This is a genomic window from Rathayibacter sp. Leaf185 (assembly GCF_001423885.1).
Taxonomy (GTDB): Bacteria; Actinomycetota; Actinomycetes; order Actinomycetales; family Microbacteriaceae; genus Rathayibacter.
On the sequence record NZ_LMPP01000001.1, the window covers coordinates 1,237,210 to 1,257,354 of the forward strand.

Genomic DNA, 20,145 nt, shown 5'->3' on the forward strand with positions numbered 1-20,145 from the left:
TAAGCGCCCACAGGTTCCGAGGTACAGGAACATCAGCCCGACACCTGTTCGATATCCGCGGCTTTCCGCCGGTTCGCGATGAGAAGTGACTCTTTCGGGGGGTCTGTCGCGATGCTCCCGCACCCCGCTCCTCCGCCTCGACCCGTGTCCTAGGCTGACCGGATGTCCCCCCGGCCCCGGCGCCCGACCCTCGCCGATGTCGCGCGCGCGGCGGGCACCTCGGCCACCGTCGTGAGCTACGTCGTCAACAACGGCCCGCGTCCGGTGTCGAACGAACTGCGCGCCCGCGTCGAGGACGCGATCTCCGAGCTCGGCTACCGCCGCAACTCCCTCGCCGAGGCCCTCAGTGTCGGCCGTTCCAGCCTCGTGGGCCTGCTCGTCCCCGACTCCTCCAACGCCTTCTTCGGCGAACTCGCGCGCCATGTCGAGCACGAGGCGCGCAGCCGTTCGCTGCTGACCCTGCTCGGCAACACCGAGTACGACCCGGAGGTGGAGCGCGGCTACGAGCGCACCTTCGCCGATCTCCGCACTGCCGGCACGCTCCTCGTGACCATCGACCCGGCGAGCGCCGCCGACTCCGCCCCCCGCGTCTTCATGCACTCCGCACCACCCACCGACGCCGAGCCGAGTGTCGTCTTCGACGACGCGCAGGGCGCCCGGGCGGCCGTCGAGCACCTGCTCGCGCACGGCTACGACGACGTGCACTGCGTGACCGGACCCGATGACTTCGGCCCGTCCGGACTCCGCGCCCGCTACTGGGCCGAGGCCGTCACCGAGGCCGGGCGCTCCGTCGACGCCCGCCTGCACCGCGTCCCGATGGACCGCGTCTCCGCCGAGCAGGAGCTGCGCCGCATCCTCCGCACCGAGCGCCCCCGCGCGGTCTTCGCCACCACCGACGAGCACGCACTCGCGCTCCTGCGTGCCGCGTCCCAGGAGCGGATCGACGTCCCCTCCGAGCTGGCGGTCGTCGGCTTCGACGGCATCCGCGAGGCGCTCCTCGGAGGCGTCCGCGTCACGACCGTCGCCGTCCCCGTCCGCGACATGGCCCGCATCGCCTTCGAGCTCCTCGATGAGTCCTTCACCGGCTCGGCTCCGCGCCACGTCCGCCTCCCCACGACCCTCGTCGTCGGCGAGACCTGCGGCTGCCCACCCACCCCCTGACCCGTCCGGCGACGGAACCAGTTCTCGCCGAGACACCGCCCAGAACGCGGCACCTCGCCGAGAACTGGTTCCCCCGGCGCTGCCCACTCCTCGACGCACCTCCGACTCGAGGCACCTTCGGCTCGCAGAAACACGTTCGGCTCGCGAAAACCGCCGATTCCCGCGAGCCGAACTCGATTTCACGAGCCGAAGGTCGTTCCGGAGGCGCTCCCCGCGCCGCCAGGGCCGCCCCGCATCAGCCGATGGGCTCCCCGCGTCAGCCGATGGCCGCGAGCCGCCCGATCACGCTCTCGCCCAGCTGCGCCACGTACCCCTCGGGGTCCGGGCCCTGCGGCGCCAGCTCGACCAGCGAGATCCCGAGCGCCGCGTACTCCTCCATCGCCCGCACGAATCCGTCGGGGTCGCCGATCGGGTCGCCGCCGCCGATGATCGTCTTCGTGATCGAGTCGTAGTCGCGCCCGAGATCGTCGCAGTGCCCGCGCAGCACGTCGAGCTTGTGCGCGATTCCCTCCGCCCCGATCGCGAACAGGTTGCAGGCGTCGCCGTACTCGGCGACCAGCCGCAGCGTCTTCTTCTCGCCGCTGCCCCCGATCAGGATCGGCGGGCCGGGCTGCTGGATCGGCTCCGGGTGGTTCAGCGTCTCGGCCAGCTGATAGTGCGTCCCGTCGAACGGGCCGTCGTTCTCGCTCCACATCTGCCGGCAGATCTGCAGCGTCTCCTCGAGCCGCTCGAACCGCTCCTTCAGCGCCGGGTACGGCACCCCGAGCCCGAGGTGCTCGCGCTCGTACCAGGCCGCACCGATCCCGAGCATCGCCCGCCCGCCCGACAGCACGTCGAGCGTCGTGACGATCTTCGCGAGCAGCCCCGGGTGCCGGTACGTCACTCCGGTCACGAGGAGCCCCAGACGGAGGCGCTCGGTGCGCCCCGCGACGAAGCCGAGCGAGGTGTACCCCTCGAGCATCGGGTCCTCGCTGGTGGCGAACTGCTCCATCTGGAAGTAGTGGTCCATCAGCGTGAACCACTCGCAGCCGATGTCCTCCGCCGTCTTCGCCGTGGCCCCGAGGATCGGAGCGATCCCTGCACTGCCGCCCGGCAGCGTGAAGTTCATGAAGTGGATTCCTACCTGCATGCGAGCTCCTGACGTCGGTGTCCTCCGAGCCTGTCACGCGCTCTCACGGCGACTCGACGACCTGAGAGCTTTCCCTGCCGACGGCCGGGCCTAGTCCGGACGACGGAACATCCAGCGTTGATGCGCTCGGCCGCTGAACCGACGCGCCGGTACAGTCGCAGCATGACCGCTCCGGATGCTGCGGCGCCCCTTCCACCGCCGGGTGCCGCTCCCATGCGGCCGCCCGCCTCCCGTGCGCGGATCGCGGACGTCACCGTCTCGGTGGTCCTCCTCGTGGCGGGCGTCATCGGGTTCGCGCTGCTCGCGATGGTCTCGCTCCTGCTGGCGATGGTCTCGGACGGCTGCTTCGATCAGTGCGACTACGGGCTCATGACGGTGGGCTGGTTCATCGCCCTCCTGGCGCCGCCGGTCGTCTTCATCGGCGCCACCGTGTGGACGCTCCTCCGCATCGCCCGGAGGAGGACGTCGTGGTGGATGCCGCTCCTCGGTGCCGTCCTGGCCCTCGCCATCTGGGGCGTCGGCGTCGGCATGATGCAGGCGAGCCTCGGCCGCTAGGGACGAGGCGCCGTGTCGGTACCGCGCACCTCACACCGAGACGCGGAACCTGCGCCCCTGGAACCCCACGACGTCGCCGACGACCAGCTGCCGCCCGCGACGATCGTCGACCTCGCCGTTCACGGTGACGAGACCCTCCGCGACGGCCTCCTTCACCTCTCCACCCGAGTCGAGGATCCCCGCGAACTTGAGGAACTGACCGAGACGGATGGACTCGCCGTCGAGCGGGACGTCGTCGATCGGAGTCTGCGAAGCCATCCTGAAATGCTAGTCGCGGGGCGGGACGGATCCACTCTCCTCCTCCCCCGCCGTGCCTAGAACAGCGTCACATCCCCGGTCGGCTTCTCGTCTCTCGTCAGGACGGAGAGGAACTTCTCGTTGACGAACAACCTCTCGCGACCGACCTTGAGGTCCCTGACGACGCCGCGCTGGGCCAGCATTCCCAACTACTTCGCGGCGGTCTGCCGAGTGACACCGCACCGATGTGTAAACAAGAACGACAGGTTCGTCCGACGTGTCAAAAAAGACGGGGACTTTTTACACGTCATCGAAACGTGTTCGTCTCCTCAACTTACGGAACGAGCGTGGAGCTACACCGCCGGGATGTCGGCGAACCGCGAGAAGTGCCCGTGGAAGCCCACGGTCACCGTGCGGGTCGGTCCGTTGCGGTGCTTCGCCACGATCAGGTCGGCCTCGCCCGCGCGCGGGTTGTCCTTCTCGTAGGCGCTCTCGCGGTGCAGGAGGATCACCATGTCGGCGTCCTGCTCGATCGATCCCGACTCGCGGAGGTCGGAGATCGCGGGGAGCTTGTCGGCGCGCTGCTCAGGCCCTCGGTTCAGCTGCGACAGCGCGATGACCGGAACCTGCAGCTCCTTCGCCAGCAGCTTCAGCGCACGTGAGAACTCCGAGACCTCCTGCTGGCGGCTCTCGACCTTCTTGCCCGAGGTCATCAGCTGCAGGTAGTCGATGACGACCATCTTGAGCCCGATGCGCTGCTTGAGCCGGCGGCACTTGGCGCGGATCTCGACGAGCGTGAGGTTCGGCGAGTCGTCGATGTAGAGCGGCGCGTCGTTGATCCGACCGCGGGTGGAGGCGATGGTCGTCCAGTCGCGCTGGTCGACCGTGCCCTTGCGCATGTGCTGCAGCGGCACCGAGGCCTCGGCCGACAGCAGGCGCATCGCGATCTCGCTGCGACCCATCTCGAGCGAGAAGAAGATCGTGGCCATGTTGTGCTTGATCGCGGCTGCTCGGGCGAAGTCGAGCGCGAGCGTCGACTTGCCGAGCGCGGGCCGCGCCGCGACGATGATCATCTGGCCGGGGTGGAAACCGTTGGTCAGGTCGTCGAGGTCGGCGAAGCCGGTGGGCACTCCGGTGAAGGCGCCGTCCTTGTGCGCGGCGGCCTCGATCTCGTCGATGGCCACGGTCACCGCGTCGGTCAGGGGGACGTAGTCCTCCGCCGTCTCGGACCCGGTGACGTTGTAGATCTCGGCCTGGGCGGTGTTGACCAGGTCGAGGACCTCGCCCTCGCCCTGGTAGCCCATCTGCACGATGCGCGTGCCCGCCTCGACGAGGCGGCGCAGCAGCGCCCGCTCGGCCACGATCGACGCGTAGTAGCCGGCGTTCGCCGCCGTCGGCACCATCGCCGTCAGCGAGTGCAGGTAGTCGGCGCCGCCCGCGCGCTGCAGCTCGCCCTGCTTGGTGAGCTCGTCGGTGACGGCGATGACGTCGGTGGGCTCGCCGTGCGAGTAGAGCGCGAGGATCGCCTCGAAGACGATCTCGTGCTTGGGGATGTAGAAGTCGTTGGCCTTGACGCTCTCGACGACATCGGCGACGGCGTCCTTCGAGAGCAGCATGCCGCCGAGGGCCGACTGCTCGGCGAGCAGGTCGTGCGGAGGCGTCCGCTCGTTGGTCCGCGGAGCATCGCCCCGACCGTCTCGTCCGTCCGAGCCGGGTACCGCCAGGTGCGCGATAGTCATGCCTTCGCCTCCTCCTGTCGGGTGCCTCGCAGAGCGGAGGAGTGCCTCCGCGATGCTGTCGGGTCCGGTCTACCAGCGACCTCCGACAACGCACGCGAACGCCCGTCCCGCTCCCCTCGCGGGGCGCTGCGCCACCCTACGGACCGCCGGGAGCCAGGGTCAAACCGGCCTGTGGAGAGCGCTGTGGACAACTCGCGGGAAACGCCGCATCCACTGTGGGCAACATGTGGACAACCCTGTGGGAACGGGGTCGTTCCAGAAGTTTTTTAGTAGCCCTGATCAGGCCTTTCCCGCTCTCCACAGGTGTGTGTGGAAAAGAGTCTCCAGACCACATTGAAGGTTGACCGCCGGAAAGGGTGTATGTGGATGAAGCTGTGGAGAACGGAACGACGAAGGGCGGTGCGGCAGGGCCCGGAAGCCCTGCTGCACCGCCCTTCGCGGCGTTCTCGCGGCCTTACTTGGCCGCGACCACCTGCAGCTTCACGGTGGCCTGGATGTCGTCGCGGAGACGCACCACGGCCTCGTGCTCGCCGACCGTCTTGATCGCGTTGGCGATCACGATCTTGCGCTTGTCGAGCTCGCCGAAGCCGGCCGCCGCCACCGCGTTCGCGACGTCGGAGGTCTTGACCGAGCCGAAGAGACGGCCGTCCTTGCCGGCCTTGACCGTCAGCTTCACGCGGTTGGCCTCGAGGACCTGCTTGGTGTGCTGGGCCTCTTCGATGGTCTTGTGCTCACGAGCGGCACGAGCGGTCTTGATCTGCTCGACCTGCTTCTCGCCACCGCGGCTCCACGCGACGCCGAAGCCCTGCGGGATGAGGTAGTTGCGGGCGTACCCGTTCTTGACGTCGACGACGTCACCGGCGGAGCCGAGACCGTCGACCTCGTGGGTCAGGATGACCTTGGACATACCGTTACCTACCTTCCGCTGCCGGCGTAGGGCAGGAGCGCCATCTCACGGGCGTTCTTGACGGCACGGGCGATGAGGCGCTGCTCCTGGACGGAGACGCCGGTGATGCGACGGGCACGGATCTTCCCGCGCTCCGAGATGAACTTGCGAAGGGTCGGGACGTCCTTGTAGTCGATGACGCCCACGCGGACCGACTTCGCGGGGGCCGCGTTCTTCGCGCCCTTGCCGCGGATCGGCTTGCGGCGGTCGCCGCTGCTCTTTCCAGCCATAGTGGTTTCCTTTGAGATTCTGGTTCGCCCCCTGATCGGCCGGCGCTACAGCGCAGGGCGATCGAGGCGTGATTCAGGTGAGGGCGCGTCCGAGCCTGAGGCTCAGAACGGCGTCTCGTCGTTGTAGCTGCCCGGCGTGCTCCAGACGTCGCCACCGGCGGGTGCGCTCGGGGCCCACGGCTCCTCGGCCTGGCCACCGCGGTTGCCTCCCGCGTTGCCGCCGGAGCCTCCCTGGTTGCCGCCGCCGAAGCCGCCCTGGCTCGCGCCCTGACCGCCGCCGACCTGGCCGCGTCCGCCACCAGCTCCGCCGCCACCGCTCGCACGCGTGACCTGTGCGGTCGCGTAGCGCAGCGAGGGGCCGATCTCGTCGATCTCGAGCTCGATGCTGGTGCGCTTCTCGCCTTCCTTCGTCTCATACGAGCGCTGCTTCAGGCGGCCGGTCGCGACGACGCGGCTCCCCTTGGTCAGCGTTCCGGCGACGTTCTCGGCGAACTCGCGCCAGACGGAGGCCCGGAGGAACAGCGCTTCGCCGTCCTTCCAGTCGTTCGCCTGACGGTCGAAGGTGCGGGGCGTTGAGGCGATGGTGAAGTTCGCGACCGCGAGCCCGCCCTGCGTGTAGCGCAGCTCGGGGTCGGCCGTGAGGTTGCCCACCACGGTGATGATCGTCTCGCCGGCCATGAGCGCTACGCCTTGGGAGCGGCCGGAGCCTTGGCAGCCTTGCGGGCGGCCTTCTCGTCGGCGAGCTTCTTGGCGGCGGCGACCTGGGCGATGCCCTCTTCGGCACGCAGCACCTTGGTGCGCATGACGGCCTCCGACAGCTTCAGCTGACGGTCGAGCTCGTTCGCGGCGGCCGAGGTCGACGTGAAGTCGACGACGGCGTAGATGCCCTCGGACTTCTTGTTGATCTCGTACGCCAGACGACGGCGGCCCCAGACGTCGACCTTGTCGATGGATCCACCATCGGTGCGGATGACGTTGAGGAACTTGTCGAGACTCGGAGCGACGGTGCGCTCATCGATCTCGGGATCCAGGATGACCATGAGTTCGTACTGATGCGTCACTAACCCACCTCCTTCGGACTGAACGGCCACGGTATTTCCGTGACAGGAGGGTATGTAGCATCTGCCCACTCCCGCGGACGCGAGTGCGTCTGGTCGTGGACAACCTGACGACCCTACCATTCGAGGGCTTCGACGCGCCGGGATCCACCGAGATCAGGCGCGCGAGGCCCACCACTCCCGGAGCCGCCGCGCGGCCTCCTCCTCGCCGAGCGGGCCCTCCTCGAGCCGCAGCTCCAGCAGGAACCGGTACGCCTGTCCCACCTCGGGTCCGGGGGGCAGCGACAGGATCTCCATGATCCGGGTCCCGTCGAGGTCGGGCCGCTTCGAGGCGAGCTCCTCCCTCGAGGCGAGCTCCCCGATCCGGTGCTCGAGGTCGTCGTAGGCGTGCGCCAGCCTGTCGGCCTTGCGCCGGTTGCGCGTGGTGACGTCGGCGCGGGTAAGGATGTGCAGCCGCTCCAGCAGCGGCCCCGCGTCCGTGACGTAGCGGCGCACGGCGGAGTCTGTCCACGCCCCCTCCGTGTAGCCGAAGAACCGCAGGTGGAGCTCGATCAGCCGAGCCACCTCGGTGATCGTCTGCTTGTCGAGCTTGAGCTCGCGCAGCCTCCGCACCGCGAGCTTCGAGCCGACGATGTCGTGGTGGTAGAAGCTGACCGCGCCGCCCGGCTCCAGGCGCCGCGTCGCCGGCTTGCCGATGTCGTGCAGCAGCGCGGCCAGGCGCAGCACCACGTCCGGTGCGGCGCCGGGGTGGCGGGACTCCTCGAGCGCGATCGCCTGCTCGAGCACCGTCAGGCTGTGCACGTAGACGTCCTTGTGATGGTGGTGCTCGTCCTGCTCGAGCCGCAGGGCGGGCAGCTCGGGGAGGAAGTAACCGGCCAGACCGGTGTCGACCAGCAGCTCGAGCCCGGCCCGCGGTGCCCGGGTCGCGAGGAGCTTCCGCAGCTCCTCCTGCACCCGCTCGGCCGAGACGTCCCGGATGCGGACCGCGAGCTCGGCCATGGCCCACTCGACCTCGTCGGTCGTCCGGAAGCCGAGCTGCGAGGTGAACCGCGCGGCGCGCAGCATCCTCAGCGGGTCGTCCCCGAACGACAGATCGGCCGAGGAGGGGGTGCGCAGGCGACCCGCCAGCAGGTCCTCCACTCCCCCCGACGGATCCACGAGCACCACCTCGGGCAGCCGGAGCGCCATGGCGTTGACCGTGAAGTCGCGGCGCACGAGATCGCCCTCGAGCGAATCGCCGAACTCCACCTCCGGCTTCCTGCTCACTCCGTCGTAGCTGTCGCTGCGGTAGGTGGTGATCTCGACGGTCTCGCCGGCGAGACGGGCGCCGATCGTCCCGAATGCGCGGCCGATGTCCCAGTGCGCCTCGGCGATCGGCGCGACGATGCTCACGATGTCGTCCGGACGCGCCGACGTCGTGAAGTCGAGATCGTGCACCCCGTGGCCGAGGAAGGCGTCGCGCACCGGTCCACCCACCAGGGCGAGCTCGTGTCCCCGGGCGGCGAACGCCTCCGCGAGGCGGGAGACCGTCGGCGTCGCGGCGAGGGCGCGGAGGGTCTCGAGAGCGGTCTGGACGCTGTGCATTCGCACGATCCTAGTCGGCGCCCATGACGCGCGACCGGCTCCGATCCGCGGAACGGCGCGGTAACCATATCCGGCAGTTACGACTCGGTGCACACCCTCGGAGGACCCGCCCCTCGGCCGACGGGGGCCTGCCCGTAGAATCACCCGCATGGAGGCCGAGTGAGTTCGATGCATCGGCGCGTCCTCACTCCTCCTGAACGCCCGCGACGACGGCGCGCAGTTCCGCAGCTCCTCCGCTCCACCGGCGCTGCCGCTCTGTCGATCGCTCTGATCGCCCTCGCGACTCCCGCCCACGCAGAGACTCCTGAGGCGACTCCTCAGGCCTCGAGCAGCAGCGTCACGGCCACCGTCGGTGCCGCGAACGACGGCGTCCTCCTCCCCGGGCAGGACCTCCAGCTCTCGATCTCGGTCCGCAACGGCACCACGGAGTCGATCGACGGCGCCCGCGTCGAGGTCACGCTCGACTCCGGCACCCTCGACTCGCGCGACGAGCTCGACGACTGGCTCGACGGCGAGTCCGAGGACGAGGGCTCTCCGGCCGGCGACGGCGCCGACCTCCGCCTCCTCCCCTCCGGCTCAGCCCAGGTCACGCTGACGATCCCCGCGGCCGCCATCCCCTTCTCGGCCGACCCCTCCGCACTCGGATCGCACGCCGTCGCCGTCACCGTGACGAGCCCCGGCGGCACGATCGCCACCGCCCGCAATGCCGTCGAGCTCACCGACGGCGTCCCCGAGGAGCGCGAGACCGGCGTCAGCGTGCTCGTCCCGCTCACCGTGCCCGACACCTCCGACGGCCTCATCCCCGTCGAGACACTGCAGGACTACACGCAGAGCACGGGCACGCTCTCGCGTCAGCTCGACTCCGTCATCGGCCGCGCCGTGACCATCGGAGTCGATCCGCGCATCCTCGCGTCGATCCGGATCCTCGGCGACTCGGCTCCCGACTCCGCCCTGGCGTGGCTCGACCGGCTCGAGTCCGCGCCGAACGAGGTCTTCGCCCTGCCCTACGCCGATGCCGACGTCGCCGCGCAGGCGCAGTCGGGACTCTCCACGCTCCTGACGCCGACGTCGTTCGACTACGCGATCGACAGCACCCTCTTCGCCGAGCCGGCGAGCACCGGGACTCCGAGCCCGGCGACCTCGGCCCCAGCACCCGAGCAGGGCGACGAGCTGCCGACCCGGCCGACGACGGAGTCGCTCACCGCCTTCGACTGGTCGCCCACCGTCGGCTCGCTCGCCTGGCCCGACGACCTCACCGTGCGGGGTGCCGACCTCGCCGTCTATGCCGCGAGCGGTATGAACCGCACCGTGATCTCGTCAGCGAACCTCGCGCTCCCCACCTCCGTCTCGACCGCGACGACCGCGAGCATCGACGGCCGCGACGTGGTGGTCGCCGACAGCGCGCTCTCGAGCGCTCTCGACGACGCGGTGGGATCGCCGACCGACTCCGAGTGGCGCGCCCGGATGACCACTGTCACCGCCGGGCTCGCCGCGGTGCAGCGCGACGGCGAGACTCCCGACATCGTCCTCGCGCTCGACCGCGGCGCGGCGATCGACGGCGCGCGGCTCTCGCAGACCCTCGACGCGATCGACGCCCTGCCCTGGGCCGAGGGCACCTCCCTCGCCGTCGCGCTGACCGTCCCCCAGACCCCGGGCGTCACCGTCGTCGACGCACCGGAGTCGGAGCAGCGGCTGGGGAGCGTCTCCGACCTGCTCACAGCCGCCGCCCGGGTCGAGGCGTTCTCGGCGGTCCTGACCGAGCCCGAGCTGCTGAGCGGCAAGCGGCGCAACGACCTCATGGCGCTGCTCGCCGTCACCTGGCGCGAGGACGAGGCGGGCTGGGGCGAGGCCGTCGCGGCGAGCGCGGACCTCACCGTCTCGACGCTCTCCTCCGTCTCGATCGAGGCATCGGACAGCATCCTGCAGCTCTCGCACGACTCGAGCATCCCGGTCTACGTGCGCAACGACCTGCCGTGGCCGGTGTCCGTGCGCATCCAGGCCTCGACCTCGAACGCGGTGCTCGACATCGACGAGGCCTCGGTCGAGCCCACCATGATCGACGCCCGCTCGCAGGGCCGCGTCCTCATCCCGGTGAAGGCCCGCGTCGGCAACGGCGAGACCAGCCTCCGGATGCAGCTCACCTCCCTCGACGGCACGGCCATCGGCACGCCGACGAGCGTGCTCACGAGCGTCCGCGCCGACTGGGAGACGGTCGGGACCCTCCTGCTCGGCATCGTGCTCGTCGTCGTCTTCGGCGCCGGCATCCTCCGCAACATCCGGCGCCGCCGCCGCGGTGACCCTGTCGAGGAGGAGGAGGACCCGAACGCACCGCTCGCGGTCCAGCCCGGCCTCGACGACGAACGAACGGACCCGCGTGGCTAGCTTCTCCCTGGGACGCGCGAGCGCCGTCCTCGCCTCCGGCACGATGGTCTCGCGAGTCCTCGGATTCGTGATGTCGCTGGTCTTCACGCAGACGATCGGTCTCGTGGGCCAGGGCGCGGACGCGTTCACCGTCGCGAACGGCCTCCCGAACACGATCTACGCGATCATCGCGGGAGGCGCGCTCAACGCGGTCCTCGTGCCGCAGATCGTCCGCGCCGGCCTGCAGGCGGACGGCGGGCAGCGCTACATCAACAAGCTGCTGACCCTCGCCCTCCTGGTCCTCCTCGGCGCGACGGTCGTCGCCACGCTCGCGGCTCCCCTTCTGGTGCAGCTGAACGCCGCTCAGTACGGCCCCGAGCAGACGCGACTCGCGGTCACCTTCGCGTACTGGTGCCTCCCCCAGGTCTTCTTCTACGGGCTCTACACCATCCTCGGCGAGGTCCTCAACGCCCGAGGTTCCTTCGGACCGTTCACCTGGACCCCCGTCGTCAACAACGTCGTGACGATCGGCGGCCTCTTCGCCTTCCAGGCGCTCTTCGGCTCGGACGGCCGCGGTGAGCGCCTGGCGACGGCGTGGACGCCCGAGATGATCGCCGTCCTCGCCGGATCCGCGACGCTCGGAGTCGCGCTGCAGGCGATCCTGCTCGTCTTCTTCTGGAGGCGCGTGGGCCTGCGCTACCGCCCCGACTTCTCGGTGCGCGGTGTCGGTCTCGGCCGAGCCGGCCGTATCGCCGGATGGACCTTCGCGACGCTGCTGCTGACGGTCGCCGCCGGCTTCATCGAGAACAGCACGGTGAGCGGGCCGTCCGGTGACAACGCGTCGGCGACGGCACTGCAGAAGGCCTGGCTCGTCTTCATGCTCCCGCACTCGGTGATCGCGGTCTCGATCGCCACCGCCTACTACACGAAGATGAGCGGTCACGCCTCGCGCAACGAGATGAAGGACTTCCGGAGCGACATCTCCACGTCCATCCGCATCGTCGGCCTGTTCCTCTTCTTCGCGGCCGCGGCGCTCGTCGTCTGCGCTGAGTCGTTCGCGACGATCTTCGCCCCCACCGACCCGGTCGCCGCCCAGCAGATGGCGATGATCATCATCGCGCACGTGATCGTGCTGCCCCTCTTCTCGACGCTGTCGATCGTGCAGCGCGCGTTCTACTCGCTCGACGACGGGCGCTCACCGTTCCTCTACACCGTCGTTCAGACGGTGATCATCGTCTCGGGCTGCGGTATCGCCTTCCTCCTGCCCGAGGACTCGACCACGTTCTTCGTGGCGTTGTCGATCTCGGCCGGAGTCGCCGTGCAGGCGCTCCTGGCCTGCCTGATGCTCCGACGCAAGCTCGGCGGCTGGGGTGGGACGCGCATCGTGTTCCGCTTCGCGACCTACGCTGCCGCGACTCTTCCCGCGATCGGCGCCGGAGTGCTCGTGATGTTCTTCCTGGCGCCGTACCGACCCGACGCCACGGCGGACCGTTTCGCGATCCTGGCGGTGGCGCTCGGTTCGATGGTGCTCACCGGGGTCGTCATGGCGGTCGTCTACTTCGGCGCACTCTGGCTGCTCCGGGTTCCGGAGCTGCGGAGGATGGCCGCCCCGCTCCTCCGCCGTCTCGGTCGCTGAGTCGCCCGCGCGTTCCTGAGCGCTCGGTGGCGCGCCTCTGAGACGTCGCCGAAGCGAGGTGCGAATGCCGGGTCGACGTGGAAGGGTGGGGGCGTCCTCCGGCAGAGCCGCCCTCCACCCGCCGACCGGAAGGCATGATGCGCACCACCTTCATCCTGCTCCGCGTGATCGTCGCGATCGCCGTGCTGGCGGCGACCGTCACGAGCTTCGCCGACTCCTACGCCTTCTGGGTCGAGGCCCGCTTCCGCGACCGCACGACGCTGGTGGTGAACTTCTTCAGCTACATCACCGTCGAGACCTGTCTGATCGCCGCGATCGTGCTGCTGATCGGCGCGGTCGTGCTCGCTCGGGGCGCGATCCCCGAGCCCCGCTGGTACGCCTGGCTGCGTGCCGGCACCGTCAGCAGCATGGTGGTCATCGGAGTCGTCTACAACCTCCTCCTGCGCGGGACCGTGGTCACCGGCGCCGGCGCCCCCCAGGAGTGGACGAACGAGGTCATGCACGTCGTCGCCCCACTCGCCCTGATCCTCGACTGGCTGTTCGCGCCGGGCCGTCGGCGACTCTCCTGGGCGGTGGTCCCCGGGATCCTGGTGTTCCCGGTCGCCTGGTTCGTCTACACGACGGTGCGCGCGCCGCTGGTCTACGACCAGATGAAGCACGAGCAGGTCTGGTACCCGTACCCCTTCCTCGACCCGCGCCTCGCCGACCCGCCGCTCATCCCCGGGGGGACGGTCGCCGTCGTGTTCTACGTCGTCGGGTTGACCGCCGTGTTCGGCGCGGTCGCCGCAGCGACGGTGTGGGTGTCGCGGCGCAGACGCCGCTTCGGCGCTACTCGATAAGAAGCCCAGGTCAGAGGATCTTTCGGCGAGTCGGCCACCGGCTCGTCCTCCCGACCCTGATCGCCACCCGAGTGCGCGGGGCCGTGCGGAATAGCCCCCACCTAGGATGTGTTGTAGACCTCGGAGCCGCGGACGGACCGAGCGACCGGTCCGCGCCCCGCAGATCACCCACAGGTGGTCCGACACCGTCCCACCACCGCTCAGCACAGACCTCGAGGAGTTGCCGTGCGCGACATCGTCATCATCGGATCCGGCCCCGCCGGCTGGACCGCCGCCATCTACGCGGCACGCGCCGAGCTGCACCCGGTGGTCGTGGCGTCCTCCGTCGAGATCGGCGGCGACCTGATGAACACCACCGACGTCGAGAACTTCCCCGGTTTCGCCGACGGCATCATGGGTCCCGAGCTGATGATGGCGATGCAGGCGCAGGCCGAGAAGTTCGGTGCCGAGACGTTCTACGACGACGTCACCTCGCTCGATCTCGAGGGCGAGGTCAAGACGGTCCACCTCGGGTCCGGCGAGAGCATCGAGGCCAAGACCGTCGTGGTCGCGACCGGCTCCGCGTACCGCAAGCTCGGTCTGCACGACGAGGAGCGCCTGTCGGGACACGGTGTCTCATGGTGTGCCACCTGCGACGGCTTCTTCTTCAAGGGCAAGACCATCGCCGTGGTGGGCGGCGGCGACTCCGCGATGGAGGAGGCGACCTTCCTCACCAAGCACGCGGCGAAGGTCTACATCATCCACCGCAAGGACACGCTCCGCGCCTCGAAGGTCATGCAGAAGCGCGCCTTCGACAACGAGAAGATCGAGTTCGTCTACAACTCCGAGGTCATCGGAATCACCGGTGAGAGCCACGTCAACGGAGTGAAGCTGCGCGACACGGTCGACGGCACCGAGTCGCGCCTCGAGCTCGACGGCCTCTTCATCGCGATCGGCAACGACCCGCGCACGCACATCGTGCACGGCAAGCTCGACCTCACCACCGAGGGCAACATCTCGGTCGTCGGCCGCTCCTCGCAGACCTCTGTGGCCGGCGTCTTCGCGGCAGGCGACGTGATCGACCCGACCTACCGTCAGGCCGTCACCGCAGCCGCCTCCGGGACGGTCGCCGCCCTCGACGCGGAGCACTACCTCGCCGCGCTCGCCGACGGCACCGCGTCGACCGAGGGCACGCCACACGCCGAGTTACTCGCCCTCTGATCGTCTAGTCACCCACCACTGGAGCCGGCACGACCGGCCCACGAAGGAGAATATCGCCATGTCCACCGCGAAGAGCGTCACCGACGCGTCGTTCCAGGCCGACGTCCTCGACTCCGAGAAGACCGTCCTGGTCGACTTCTGGGCCGAGTGGTGCGGCCCCTGCCGCATGGTCTCGCCGATCCTCGACCAGATCTCGGCCGAGCACGGCGAGAAGATCGAGATCGTCAAGCTCAACGTCGACGAGAACCCGCAGACCGCCGCCAAGTACCAGATCACCTCGATCCCGGCGATGAAGGTCTACCAGAAGGGTGAGGTCGTCAAGACCGTCATCGGCGCCAAGCCGAAGCCGGCTCTCGAGGCCGACCTCGCCGCCTTCCTCTGATCCTCTGATCAGCACACGAAGCCCCTGCGCCCTCCGGGTCGCGGGGGCTTCGTGCATCCGGCGGCGTTTCACGTGAAACGGTGGAGGCTCGTACCACTCGCGGCTCCCCCTCCGCCCTCGCTGAGGGAGCAGCGCGCAGCGCGTATGGAGATTCCCGCACCCCCTTACGCGCTGCCCGATCCACCCACCACCGACTGGCTCCCCCTTCCCCGCCCACTCCCCGACCCGGCCGGTACAGTGGACAGACCCGGGCCTTCCTCCCGGCCTCCCCGTCCTCCGAGCGAAGCGACCCCATCGTGACCAACCGCGGAACCAATCTCGACCCCTGGTACGACTCCTACGCGGAGCGCACGGCCGGCCTGGCCGCCAGCGAGGTCCGAGCCCTGTTCGCCGTAGCGTCACGCCCCGAGGTCGTCTCTCTGGCCGGAGGAATGCCCTTCGTCGCCGCACTCCCTCAGGACCTCGTGACCGGCGCCATCGAGTCGGTCATGCGCGAGCAGGGCCCTGTTGCCCTCCAGTACGGCTCCGGTCAGGGAGTCCCCGTCCTGCGCGAGCAGATCCTCGAGGTCATGGCGCTCGAGGGGATCTCGGCCAGCGCCGACGACGTCGTCGTCACCACCGGCTCGCAGCACGCTCTCGAGCTCGTCTCCAAGCTGTTCCTCGACCCCGGCGACGTGGTGCTGTCGGAGGGGCCGAGCTATGTCACGGCGATGGTCATCTTCCGCTCGTACCAGGCGCAGATCGAGCACATCGCCATGGACGAGCACGGACTGATCCCCGCCGCCCTCCGCGAGCACATCACTCGCGTGCGCGCCGCCGGCAAGACGATCAAGTTCCTGTACACGATCCCCACCTTCCACAACCCGGCCGGAGTGACGCTCTCCTGGGAGCGCCGCGTCGAGATCCTCGAGATCTGCAAGTCCGAGGGGATCCTCGTCCTCGAGGACAACCCGTACGGTCTCCTGTACTTCGAGGAGGTCCCGCCGAAGGCGATGCGCTCCCTCGAGGAGGACGGCGTCATCTACCTCGGGACGTTCTCCAAGACGCTGGCGCCCGGATTCCGGGTCGGCTGGGCACTCGCACCCCACGCGATACGTGAACGTCTGATCCTTGCCAACGAGGCCGCTGTGCTGAGCCCGTCCTCGTTCAGTCAGCTGGTCATCTCGAAGTACCTCGAGACGGCCGACTGGCGCGGTCAGATCGACACCTTCCGCGGCGTCTATCGCGAGCGCAAGGAGGCGATGATCCGCGGGCTGCAGACCCACCTCCCGTCGCTCTCGTGGACCAACCCCAACGGCGGCTTCTACGTCTGGCTCACGCTTCCCGACAACCTCGACTCGAAGGCGATGCTCCCGCGCGCCGTCAAAGAGCTCGTCGCCTACACGCCCGGCACGGCCTTCTACGGCAACGGCGATGGGCGCCAGAACATCCGGCTCTCGTTCTGCTACCCGACGCCCGAGCGGATCGGCGACGGCATCCGTCGCCTCGCCACGGTGATCAACGGCGAGCTCGACCTCCTGTCGACTTTCGCCGGCACCGGGTCCATGGCCTCCATCGACGTGGAGCAGCGCGACAGCGCCCTTCCGCCGAACATCGCCTGACCTGCCCGCCTCCGCTAAGCTCGATTCACAAAAGGCCTGGTCATGACTGATTTCTCTGTCCTCGATCGCACTCTCGACATCGTCGTGATCAGCGGAGGGATCAGCCACGAGCGCGACGTGTCGCTCCGGTCGGGCCGCCGCGTGGCCGATCGACTCTCGGCGATGGGTCACCGGGTCTCGATGCGCGAGCCCGACGCCGGGCTCCTCTCCTTCCTCCTCGAGCACCGACCCGACGTCGTCTGGCCGGCGGTACACGGGGCCAGTGGCGAGGACGGCGCTCTGCTCGGACTCCTCGAGGCTGCGGGTTTCGACTACGTCGGTTCGCGCACGGATGCGGCGCGGCTCGCCTGGTTCAAGCCGACGGCCAAGACACTCGTCGGCCGTGCCGGCTTGTCGACCCCGCGGTCAGTGACCCTCCCCCGAGAGACATTCCGTGAGCTCGGTGCGGCAGGCATCCTCGGTCAGGTCGAGGCACACCTCCCGGGTCCCCTCGTGGTGAAGCCGGCGCAGGGCGGATCTGCGCAGGGCGTCAGTATCGTGTCGGAGTCCGACCAGCTCCCCCGCGCGATGGTCGAGGCCTACACCTACGGTGAGGTCGTGCTCATCGAGCAGTTCATCGTCGGTACCGAGGTCGCCGTAGGAGTCCTCGACCTGGGTGACGGCGCCTTCGCCCTGCCTCCGGTCGAGATCGAGCCCGTCGAGGGCCGATACACCTTCGAGGCACGCTACAACGCAGGCGAGACGCGCTTCTACACCCCGGCACGTCTGGACGAGGCTGTTCTCGCGGAGGTCTCCCGTGTCGCTGTGGCCGTTCACGAACTCCTCGGACTCCGTCACCTCTCGCGGATCGACTTCATCGTGGACGCCGCCGGCCTCCCCTGGTTCTTCGACGCGAACGTGCTTCCCGGGATGACCGAGACCTCCACGGTCCCCCAGGCGATCGAGGCGTCCGGCCGCTACCTCGGCGATGTCTACTCCAACCTCGCCAAGCTCGCTGCCTCCTCCCACTGACCTCCTGCCGATGTTTCACGTGAAACATCGAGTAGGACGCAGCACGTGGCGCGATCGGTTGTCCCGTCGCGTTCCGCGAGGTATCGCCGCGTCGGAGGCATCGCGCCCTCGATTCCGTGGGCGGGAAGCCGCTGTTCGTCGAAGGAGCGTCTCGCTCGCGGCAGTCCTTCGCTGTCACTGAGCGTGCAGGGGCGTAGAGCTACCCGTGAACTGCACACGCGCTGGCGAACGGACCGGCGTGCTGTCGTATGTCGACTGCGAGGGACGTTCTCGACAGACCAGGCCATCATCGGCGTTCGCCTCCGCCGAGCAGGATCCGGCGTATCGGAAGACTCGGCGCGGGCTGATTGCGGCCGCATCCCCTGCTGATCGAATCACCATGCATCGGCGTATCCAGACCGACCGCGTTCAGTGAATCATGGCGCTGATCGGCTGTTGTAGGAGCGGCCGATCGCGAAACGCTTCGCGGGCAACTCGATCAACGCTGGCGGCTCCGCGCGCAGAAGAGCGAGCTGGTGACCGGACCGGAGCACTGGATACGCTTGTGATGTTTCACGTGAAACATCGAGGCTACGGGGCCAGCGAGACCTCGGTAGGCTCGCCGATCTCCGCAAGGATGCGATTGAGGTCCTGAATGCTGGCGAAATCGATGACCATCTGCCCCTTCCGGGCGCCGAGGGTCACCTTCACGCGGGTATTGAGACGGTCTCCGAGATGATCCGCGACCGAGCTCAGGTGCCCGACGTGTCCCCCCTGCTCCTCCGGTGCGTCTCGCTTCGTCGCGCGCGGTGCCTTCATCTGCGCCGCGGCCGCCTCCGCAGCCCGCACCGACAGGTCCTCGTTCACGATCTTGTCGGCGAGACGCCGCATCGCATCGACGTTCTCGAGCGAGAGCACTGCACGCGCATGACCAGCACTGAGAACGCCCGCAGCGACGCGCGCCTGCACATCAGCCGGAAGTCTCAGCAGACGGAGCGTATTCGAGATCTGCGGACGCGACCGCCCGAGACGTGCCGCCAGTGCTTCCTGCGTGATGCCGAAGTCGCTCAGGAGCTGTTGATACGCGGACGCCTCTTCGAGCGGGTTGAGCTCCGCGCGGTGCAGATTCTCGAGGAGCGCATCCCGCAGCATGTTCTCGTCGGCGGTGTCCTTGACGACCGCAGGAATCGTGTCCAGACCAGCGGCCTTGGAGGCTCGGAACCGACGCTCCCCCATCACCAGCTCGTACTTCGCAGCGCCGCGGCCCTGGATCGGGCGCACCACGATCGGCTGCAGCACTCCGTACTCGCTGATGCTGTGGATCAGTTCGGCCAGATCGTCCTGATCGAACACCGAGCGCGGCTGTGCAGCGTTCGGGATGATCTCGCCGAGGGGCAGGCGGGCGAGCCGCGCTCCGGGAACCTCGAGCAGTGCGTCCGACTCCGACGTACCTGCGTTCTGGTCGGGGAAGAACACGTCTACCGGCCGGGCACGGGTGTCGTCTCCGGTGGGGATCAGTGCGCCGATGCCTCGGCCCAGTCCGGTTCGCTTGGCAGCCATCAGCGGGCCTCCCCTTCGGTCGCGGTCTCTGTTGTCGATCGTGCACCTCGTCGGGCGATCTCGGCAGCCGCCTCCAGATAGGCCAGCGAGCCCGACGACTGCGGGTCGTAGCTGATGACGCTCTGCCCGTAGCTCGGCGCCTCCGAGATGCGCACATTACGCGGGATCACGGCCTTGAGCACCTCCTTCGGGAAGTGCTCGCGCACCTCCGCTGCGACCTGGTGCGACAGGTTCGTGCGTCCGTCGAACATCGTCAGGAGGATCGTCGAGACCCCGAGATTCGGGTTGAGGTGCCGCTCGATCAGATCGATGTTCTTCAACAGCTGACTCAGCCCCTCCAGCGCGTAGTACTCGCACTGAATCGGGATCAGCACTTCACGCGCGGCGACGAAGGCATTGATCGTCAGAAGGCCGAGCGACGGCGGGCAGTCGATGAACACGTAGTCGAACGGCTCGTCCATCGCCTCAAGCATGCGGTCGAGTGCGCGACGGAGCCGCTGCTCGCGAGCGACGAGCGACACCAGCTCGATCTCGGCGCCGGCGAGATGGATCGTTGCCGGTACCCCGTAGAGCGTGTCGAACTCCGGGCTCTTCTGCACGACGTCGGCGAGTGGGGTGTCGTTGACGATCACGTCGTAGACACTCGTCGTTTCAGCGCGGTGTTCGATACCGAGCGCGGTGGAGGCATTGCCCTGGGGATCCAGATCGATCACCAGCACCTTCGCCGCGCCGCGCGCGAGCCCGGCCGCCAGGTTGACCGTGGTCGTCGTCTTGCCGACCCCACCCTTCTGGTTCGAGATCGTGATCACGCGCGTCGACTCCGGCTTCGGCAGCGGCTGTGCGTTCAGCAACGCGCGGCGACGGGTCATTTCGGCGATCTCGCGAGCGAGGGGAGTCGAGGAGTCGAATCCGCCGGGCAGTCCAGCAGGATCGGGAT

General features: G+C 68.8%; 20 protein-coding genes. 9 read left to right on the forward strand and 11 right to left on the reverse strand.

Features of this window, described 5'->3' with window-relative positions:
- Nucleotides 1-162: 162 nt before the first annotated feature.
- The gene (locus ASG06_RS05955) at nucleotides 163-1,161 is read left to right on the forward strand and encodes a LacI family DNA-binding transcriptional regulator (protein WP_056039800.1); all 999 of its coding nucleotides are present in this window, start codon (nucleotides 163-165) and stop codon (nucleotides 1,159-1,161) included.
- A 256-nt stretch (nucleotides 1,162-1,417) separates the two neighbouring features.
- Here ASG06_RS05955 and ASG06_RS05960 read toward each other — a convergent pair whose 3' ends face one another.
- Complete coding sequence (locus ASG06_RS05960; RefSeq protein WP_056039802.1) at nucleotides 1,418-2,290, reverse strand: LLM class F420-dependent oxidoreductase; 873 nt, start codon at nucleotides 2,288-2,290, stop codon at nucleotides 1,418-1,420.
- 120 nt (nucleotides 2,291-2,410) lie between these two features.
- Between ASG06_RS05960 and ASG06_RS05965 the strand changes: the two genes are divergently transcribed.
- On the forward strand, nucleotides 2,411-2,845 hold the full coding sequence (locus ASG06_RS05965) for a DUF6264 family protein (protein WP_231727625.1): 435 nt from the start codon (nucleotides 2,411-2,413) through the stop codon (nucleotides 2,843-2,845).
- A 30-nt stretch (nucleotides 2,846-2,875) separates the two neighbouring features.
- Here ASG06_RS05965 and ASG06_RS05970 read toward each other — a convergent pair whose 3' ends face one another.
- From ASG06_RS05970 to ASG06_RS06000, 8 genes are all read right to left on the reverse strand, one after another.
- Entirely contained in the window at nucleotides 2,876-3,103 is a 228-nt protein-coding gene (locus tag ASG06_RS05970) for an RNA-binding S4 domain-containing protein (protein WP_056039806.1), read from the reverse strand.
- A 56-nt stretch (nucleotides 3,104-3,159) separates the two neighbouring features.
- Nucleotides 3,160-3,285, reverse strand: coding sequence for a hypothetical protein (locus ASG06_RS20585; RefSeq protein ID WP_268788309.1), 126 nt, complete (start codon nucleotides 3,283-3,285; stop codon nucleotides 3,160-3,162).
- 150 nt (nucleotides 3,286-3,435) lie between these two features.
- On the reverse strand, nucleotides 3,436-4,821 hold the full coding sequence (gene dnaB, locus ASG06_RS05975) for a replicative DNA helicase (RefSeq protein WP_056039808.1): 1,386 nt from the start codon (nucleotides 4,819-4,821) through the stop codon (nucleotides 3,436-3,438).
- Nucleotides 4,822-5,275: 454 nt separating this feature from the next.
- Nucleotides 5,276-5,728, reverse strand: a complete 453-nt coding sequence (gene rplI / locus ASG06_RS05980) for a 50S ribosomal protein L9 (protein ID WP_056039811.1) — start codon at nucleotides 5,726-5,728, stop codon at nucleotides 5,276-5,278.
- A gap of 8 nt (nucleotides 5,729-5,736) precedes the next feature.
- A complete protein-coding gene (gene rpsR, locus ASG06_RS05985) occupies nucleotides 5,737-5,997 on the reverse strand; it encodes a 30S ribosomal protein S18 (protein WP_056039813.1) in 261 nt (86 codons plus the stop codon).
- Nucleotides 5,998-6,099: 102 nt separating this feature from the next.
- Nucleotides 6,100-6,675: a single-stranded DNA-binding protein gene (locus tag ASG06_RS05990; protein ID WP_056039814.1), complete on the reverse strand. Its 576-nt coding sequence runs from the start codon at nucleotides 6,673-6,675 to the stop codon at nucleotides 6,100-6,102.
- Nucleotides 6,676-6,680: 5 nt separating this feature from the next.
- Nucleotides 6,681-7,058: a 30S ribosomal protein S6 gene (rpsF, locus tag ASG06_RS05995; RefSeq protein WP_056039816.1), complete on the reverse strand. Its 378-nt coding sequence runs from the start codon at nucleotides 7,056-7,058 to the stop codon at nucleotides 6,681-6,683.
- 153 nt (nucleotides 7,059-7,211) lie between these two features.
- Complete coding sequence (locus ASG06_RS06000; protein WP_056039819.1) at nucleotides 7,212-8,639, reverse strand: CCA tRNA nucleotidyltransferase; 1,428 nt, start codon at nucleotides 8,637-8,639, stop codon at nucleotides 7,212-7,214.
- A 168-nt stretch (nucleotides 8,640-8,807) separates the two neighbouring features.
- Here ASG06_RS06000 and ASG06_RS06005 point away from each other — a divergent pair, with 168 nt between their 5' ends.
- From ASG06_RS06005 to ASG06_RS06035, 7 genes are all read left to right on the forward strand, one after another.
- On the forward strand, nucleotides 8,808-11,021 hold the full coding sequence (locus tag ASG06_RS06005) for a DUF6049 family protein (protein WP_056039821.1): 2,214 nt from the start codon (nucleotides 8,808-8,810) through the stop codon (nucleotides 11,019-11,021).
- A complete protein-coding gene (gene murJ / locus ASG06_RS06010) occupies nucleotides 11,014-12,636 on the forward strand; it encodes a murein biosynthesis integral membrane protein MurJ (protein ID WP_231727626.1) in 1,623 nt (540 codons plus the stop codon). The genes ASG06_RS06005 and murJ overlap by 8 nt, the downstream gene beginning before the upstream one ends.
- A gap of 134 nt (nucleotides 12,637-12,770) precedes the next feature.
- Entirely contained in the window at nucleotides 12,771-13,475 is a 705-nt protein-coding gene (locus tag ASG06_RS06015) for a Pr6Pr family membrane protein (protein WP_056039823.1), read from the forward strand.
- Nucleotides 13,476-13,700: 225 nt separating this feature from the next.
- On the forward strand, nucleotides 13,701-14,675 hold the full coding sequence (gene trxB / locus ASG06_RS06020) for a thioredoxin-disulfide reductase (protein ID WP_056039825.1): 975 nt from the start codon (nucleotides 13,701-13,703) through the stop codon (nucleotides 14,673-14,675).
- Between the two features lie 58 nt (nucleotides 14,676-14,733).
- Entirely contained in the window at nucleotides 14,734-15,057 is a 324-nt protein-coding gene (trxA, locus tag ASG06_RS06025) for a thioredoxin (protein ID WP_056039828.1), read from the forward strand.
- Between the two features lie 296 nt (nucleotides 15,058-15,353).
- A complete protein-coding gene (locus ASG06_RS06030; RefSeq protein ID WP_082498972.1) occupies nucleotides 15,354-16,658 on the forward strand; it encodes an aminotransferase-like domain-containing protein in 1,305 nt (434 codons plus the stop codon).
- A 42-nt stretch (nucleotides 16,659-16,700) separates the two neighbouring features.
- Nucleotides 16,701-17,669, forward strand: a complete 969-nt coding sequence (locus ASG06_RS06035; protein ID WP_056039830.1) for a D-alanine--D-alanine ligase family protein — start codon at nucleotides 16,701-16,703, stop codon at nucleotides 17,667-17,669.
- Nucleotides 17,670-18,239: 570 nt separating this feature from the next.
- Here ASG06_RS06035 and ASG06_RS06040 read toward each other — a convergent pair.
- Complete coding sequence (locus tag ASG06_RS06040; protein ID WP_056039831.1) at nucleotides 18,240-19,208, reverse strand: ParB/RepB/Spo0J family partition protein; 969 nt, start codon at nucleotides 19,206-19,208, stop codon at nucleotides 18,240-18,242.
- Nucleotides 19,208-20,077, reverse strand: a complete 870-nt coding sequence (locus tag ASG06_RS06045; protein WP_156465880.1) for a ParA family protein — start codon at nucleotides 20,075-20,077, stop codon at nucleotides 19,208-19,210. The genes ASG06_RS06040 and ASG06_RS06045 overlap by 1 nt, the downstream gene beginning before the upstream one ends.
- Nucleotides 20,078-20,145: the final 68 nt, after the last annotated feature.

Bases quoted from the DNA above. Each gene is read 5' to 3' on its own strand.
- rplI (WP_056039811.1), bottom strand. From the start codon at position 5,728: ATGTCCAAGGTCATCCTGACCCACGAGGTCGACGGTCTCGGCTCCGCC.
- ASG06_RS05960 (WP_056039802.1), bottom strand. From the start codon at position 2,290: ATGCAGGTAGGAATCCACTTCATGAACTTCACGCTGCCGGGCGGCAGT.
- ASG06_RS06005 (WP_056039821.1), top strand. From the start codon at position 8,808: ATGCATCGGCGCGTCCTCACTCCTCCTGAACGCCCGCGACGACGGCGC.
- ASG06_RS05990 (WP_056039814.1), bottom strand. From the start codon at position 6,675: ATGGCCGGCGAGACGATCATCACCGTGGTGGGCAACCTCACGGCCGAC.
- ASG06_RS06040 (WP_056039831.1), bottom strand. From the start codon at position 19,208: ATGGCTGCCAAGCGAACCGGACTGGGCCGAGGCATCGGCGCACTGATC.
- ASG06_RS05965 (WP_231727625.1), top strand. From the start codon at position 2,411: ATGCGCTCGGCCGCTGAACCGACGCGCCGGTACAGTCGCAGCATGACC.
- ASG06_RS06015 (WP_056039823.1), top strand. From the start codon at position 12,771: ATGATGCGCACCACCTTCATCCTGCTCCGCGTGATCGTCGCGATCGCC.
- ASG06_RS20585 (WP_268788309.1), bottom strand. From the start codon at position 3,285: ATGCTGGCCCAGCGCGGCGTCGTCAGGGACCTCAAGGTCGGTCGCGAG.
- rpsR (WP_056039813.1), bottom strand. From the start codon at position 5,997: ATGGCTGGAAAGAGCAGCGGCGACCGCCGCAAGCCGATCCGCGGCAAG.
- ASG06_RS06035 (WP_056039830.1), top strand. From the start codon at position 16,701: ATGACTGATTTCTCTGTCCTCGATCGCACTCTCGACATCGTCGTGATC.
- ASG06_RS05970 (WP_056039806.1), bottom strand. From the start codon at position 3,103: ATGGCTTCGCAGACTCCGATCGACGACGTCCCGCTCGACGGCGAGTCC.
- trxA (WP_056039828.1), top strand. From the start codon at position 14,734: ATGTCCACCGCGAAGAGCGTCACCGACGCGTCGTTCCAGGCCGACGTC.
- dnaB (WP_056039808.1), bottom strand. From the start codon at position 4,821: ATGACTATCGCGCACCTGGCGGTACCCGGCTCGGACGGACGAGACGGT.
- ASG06_RS06045 (WP_156465880.1), bottom strand. From the start codon at position 20,077: ATGACCCGTCGCCGCGCGTTGCTGAACGCACAGCCGCTGCCGAAGCCG.
- ASG06_RS06000 (WP_056039819.1), bottom strand. From the start codon at position 8,639: ATGCACAGCGTCCAGACCGCTCTCGAGACCCTCCGCGCCCTCGCCGCG.
- ASG06_RS05955 (WP_056039800.1), top strand. From the start codon at position 163: ATGTCCCCCCGGCCCCGGCGCCCGACCCTCGCCGATGTCGCGCGCGCG.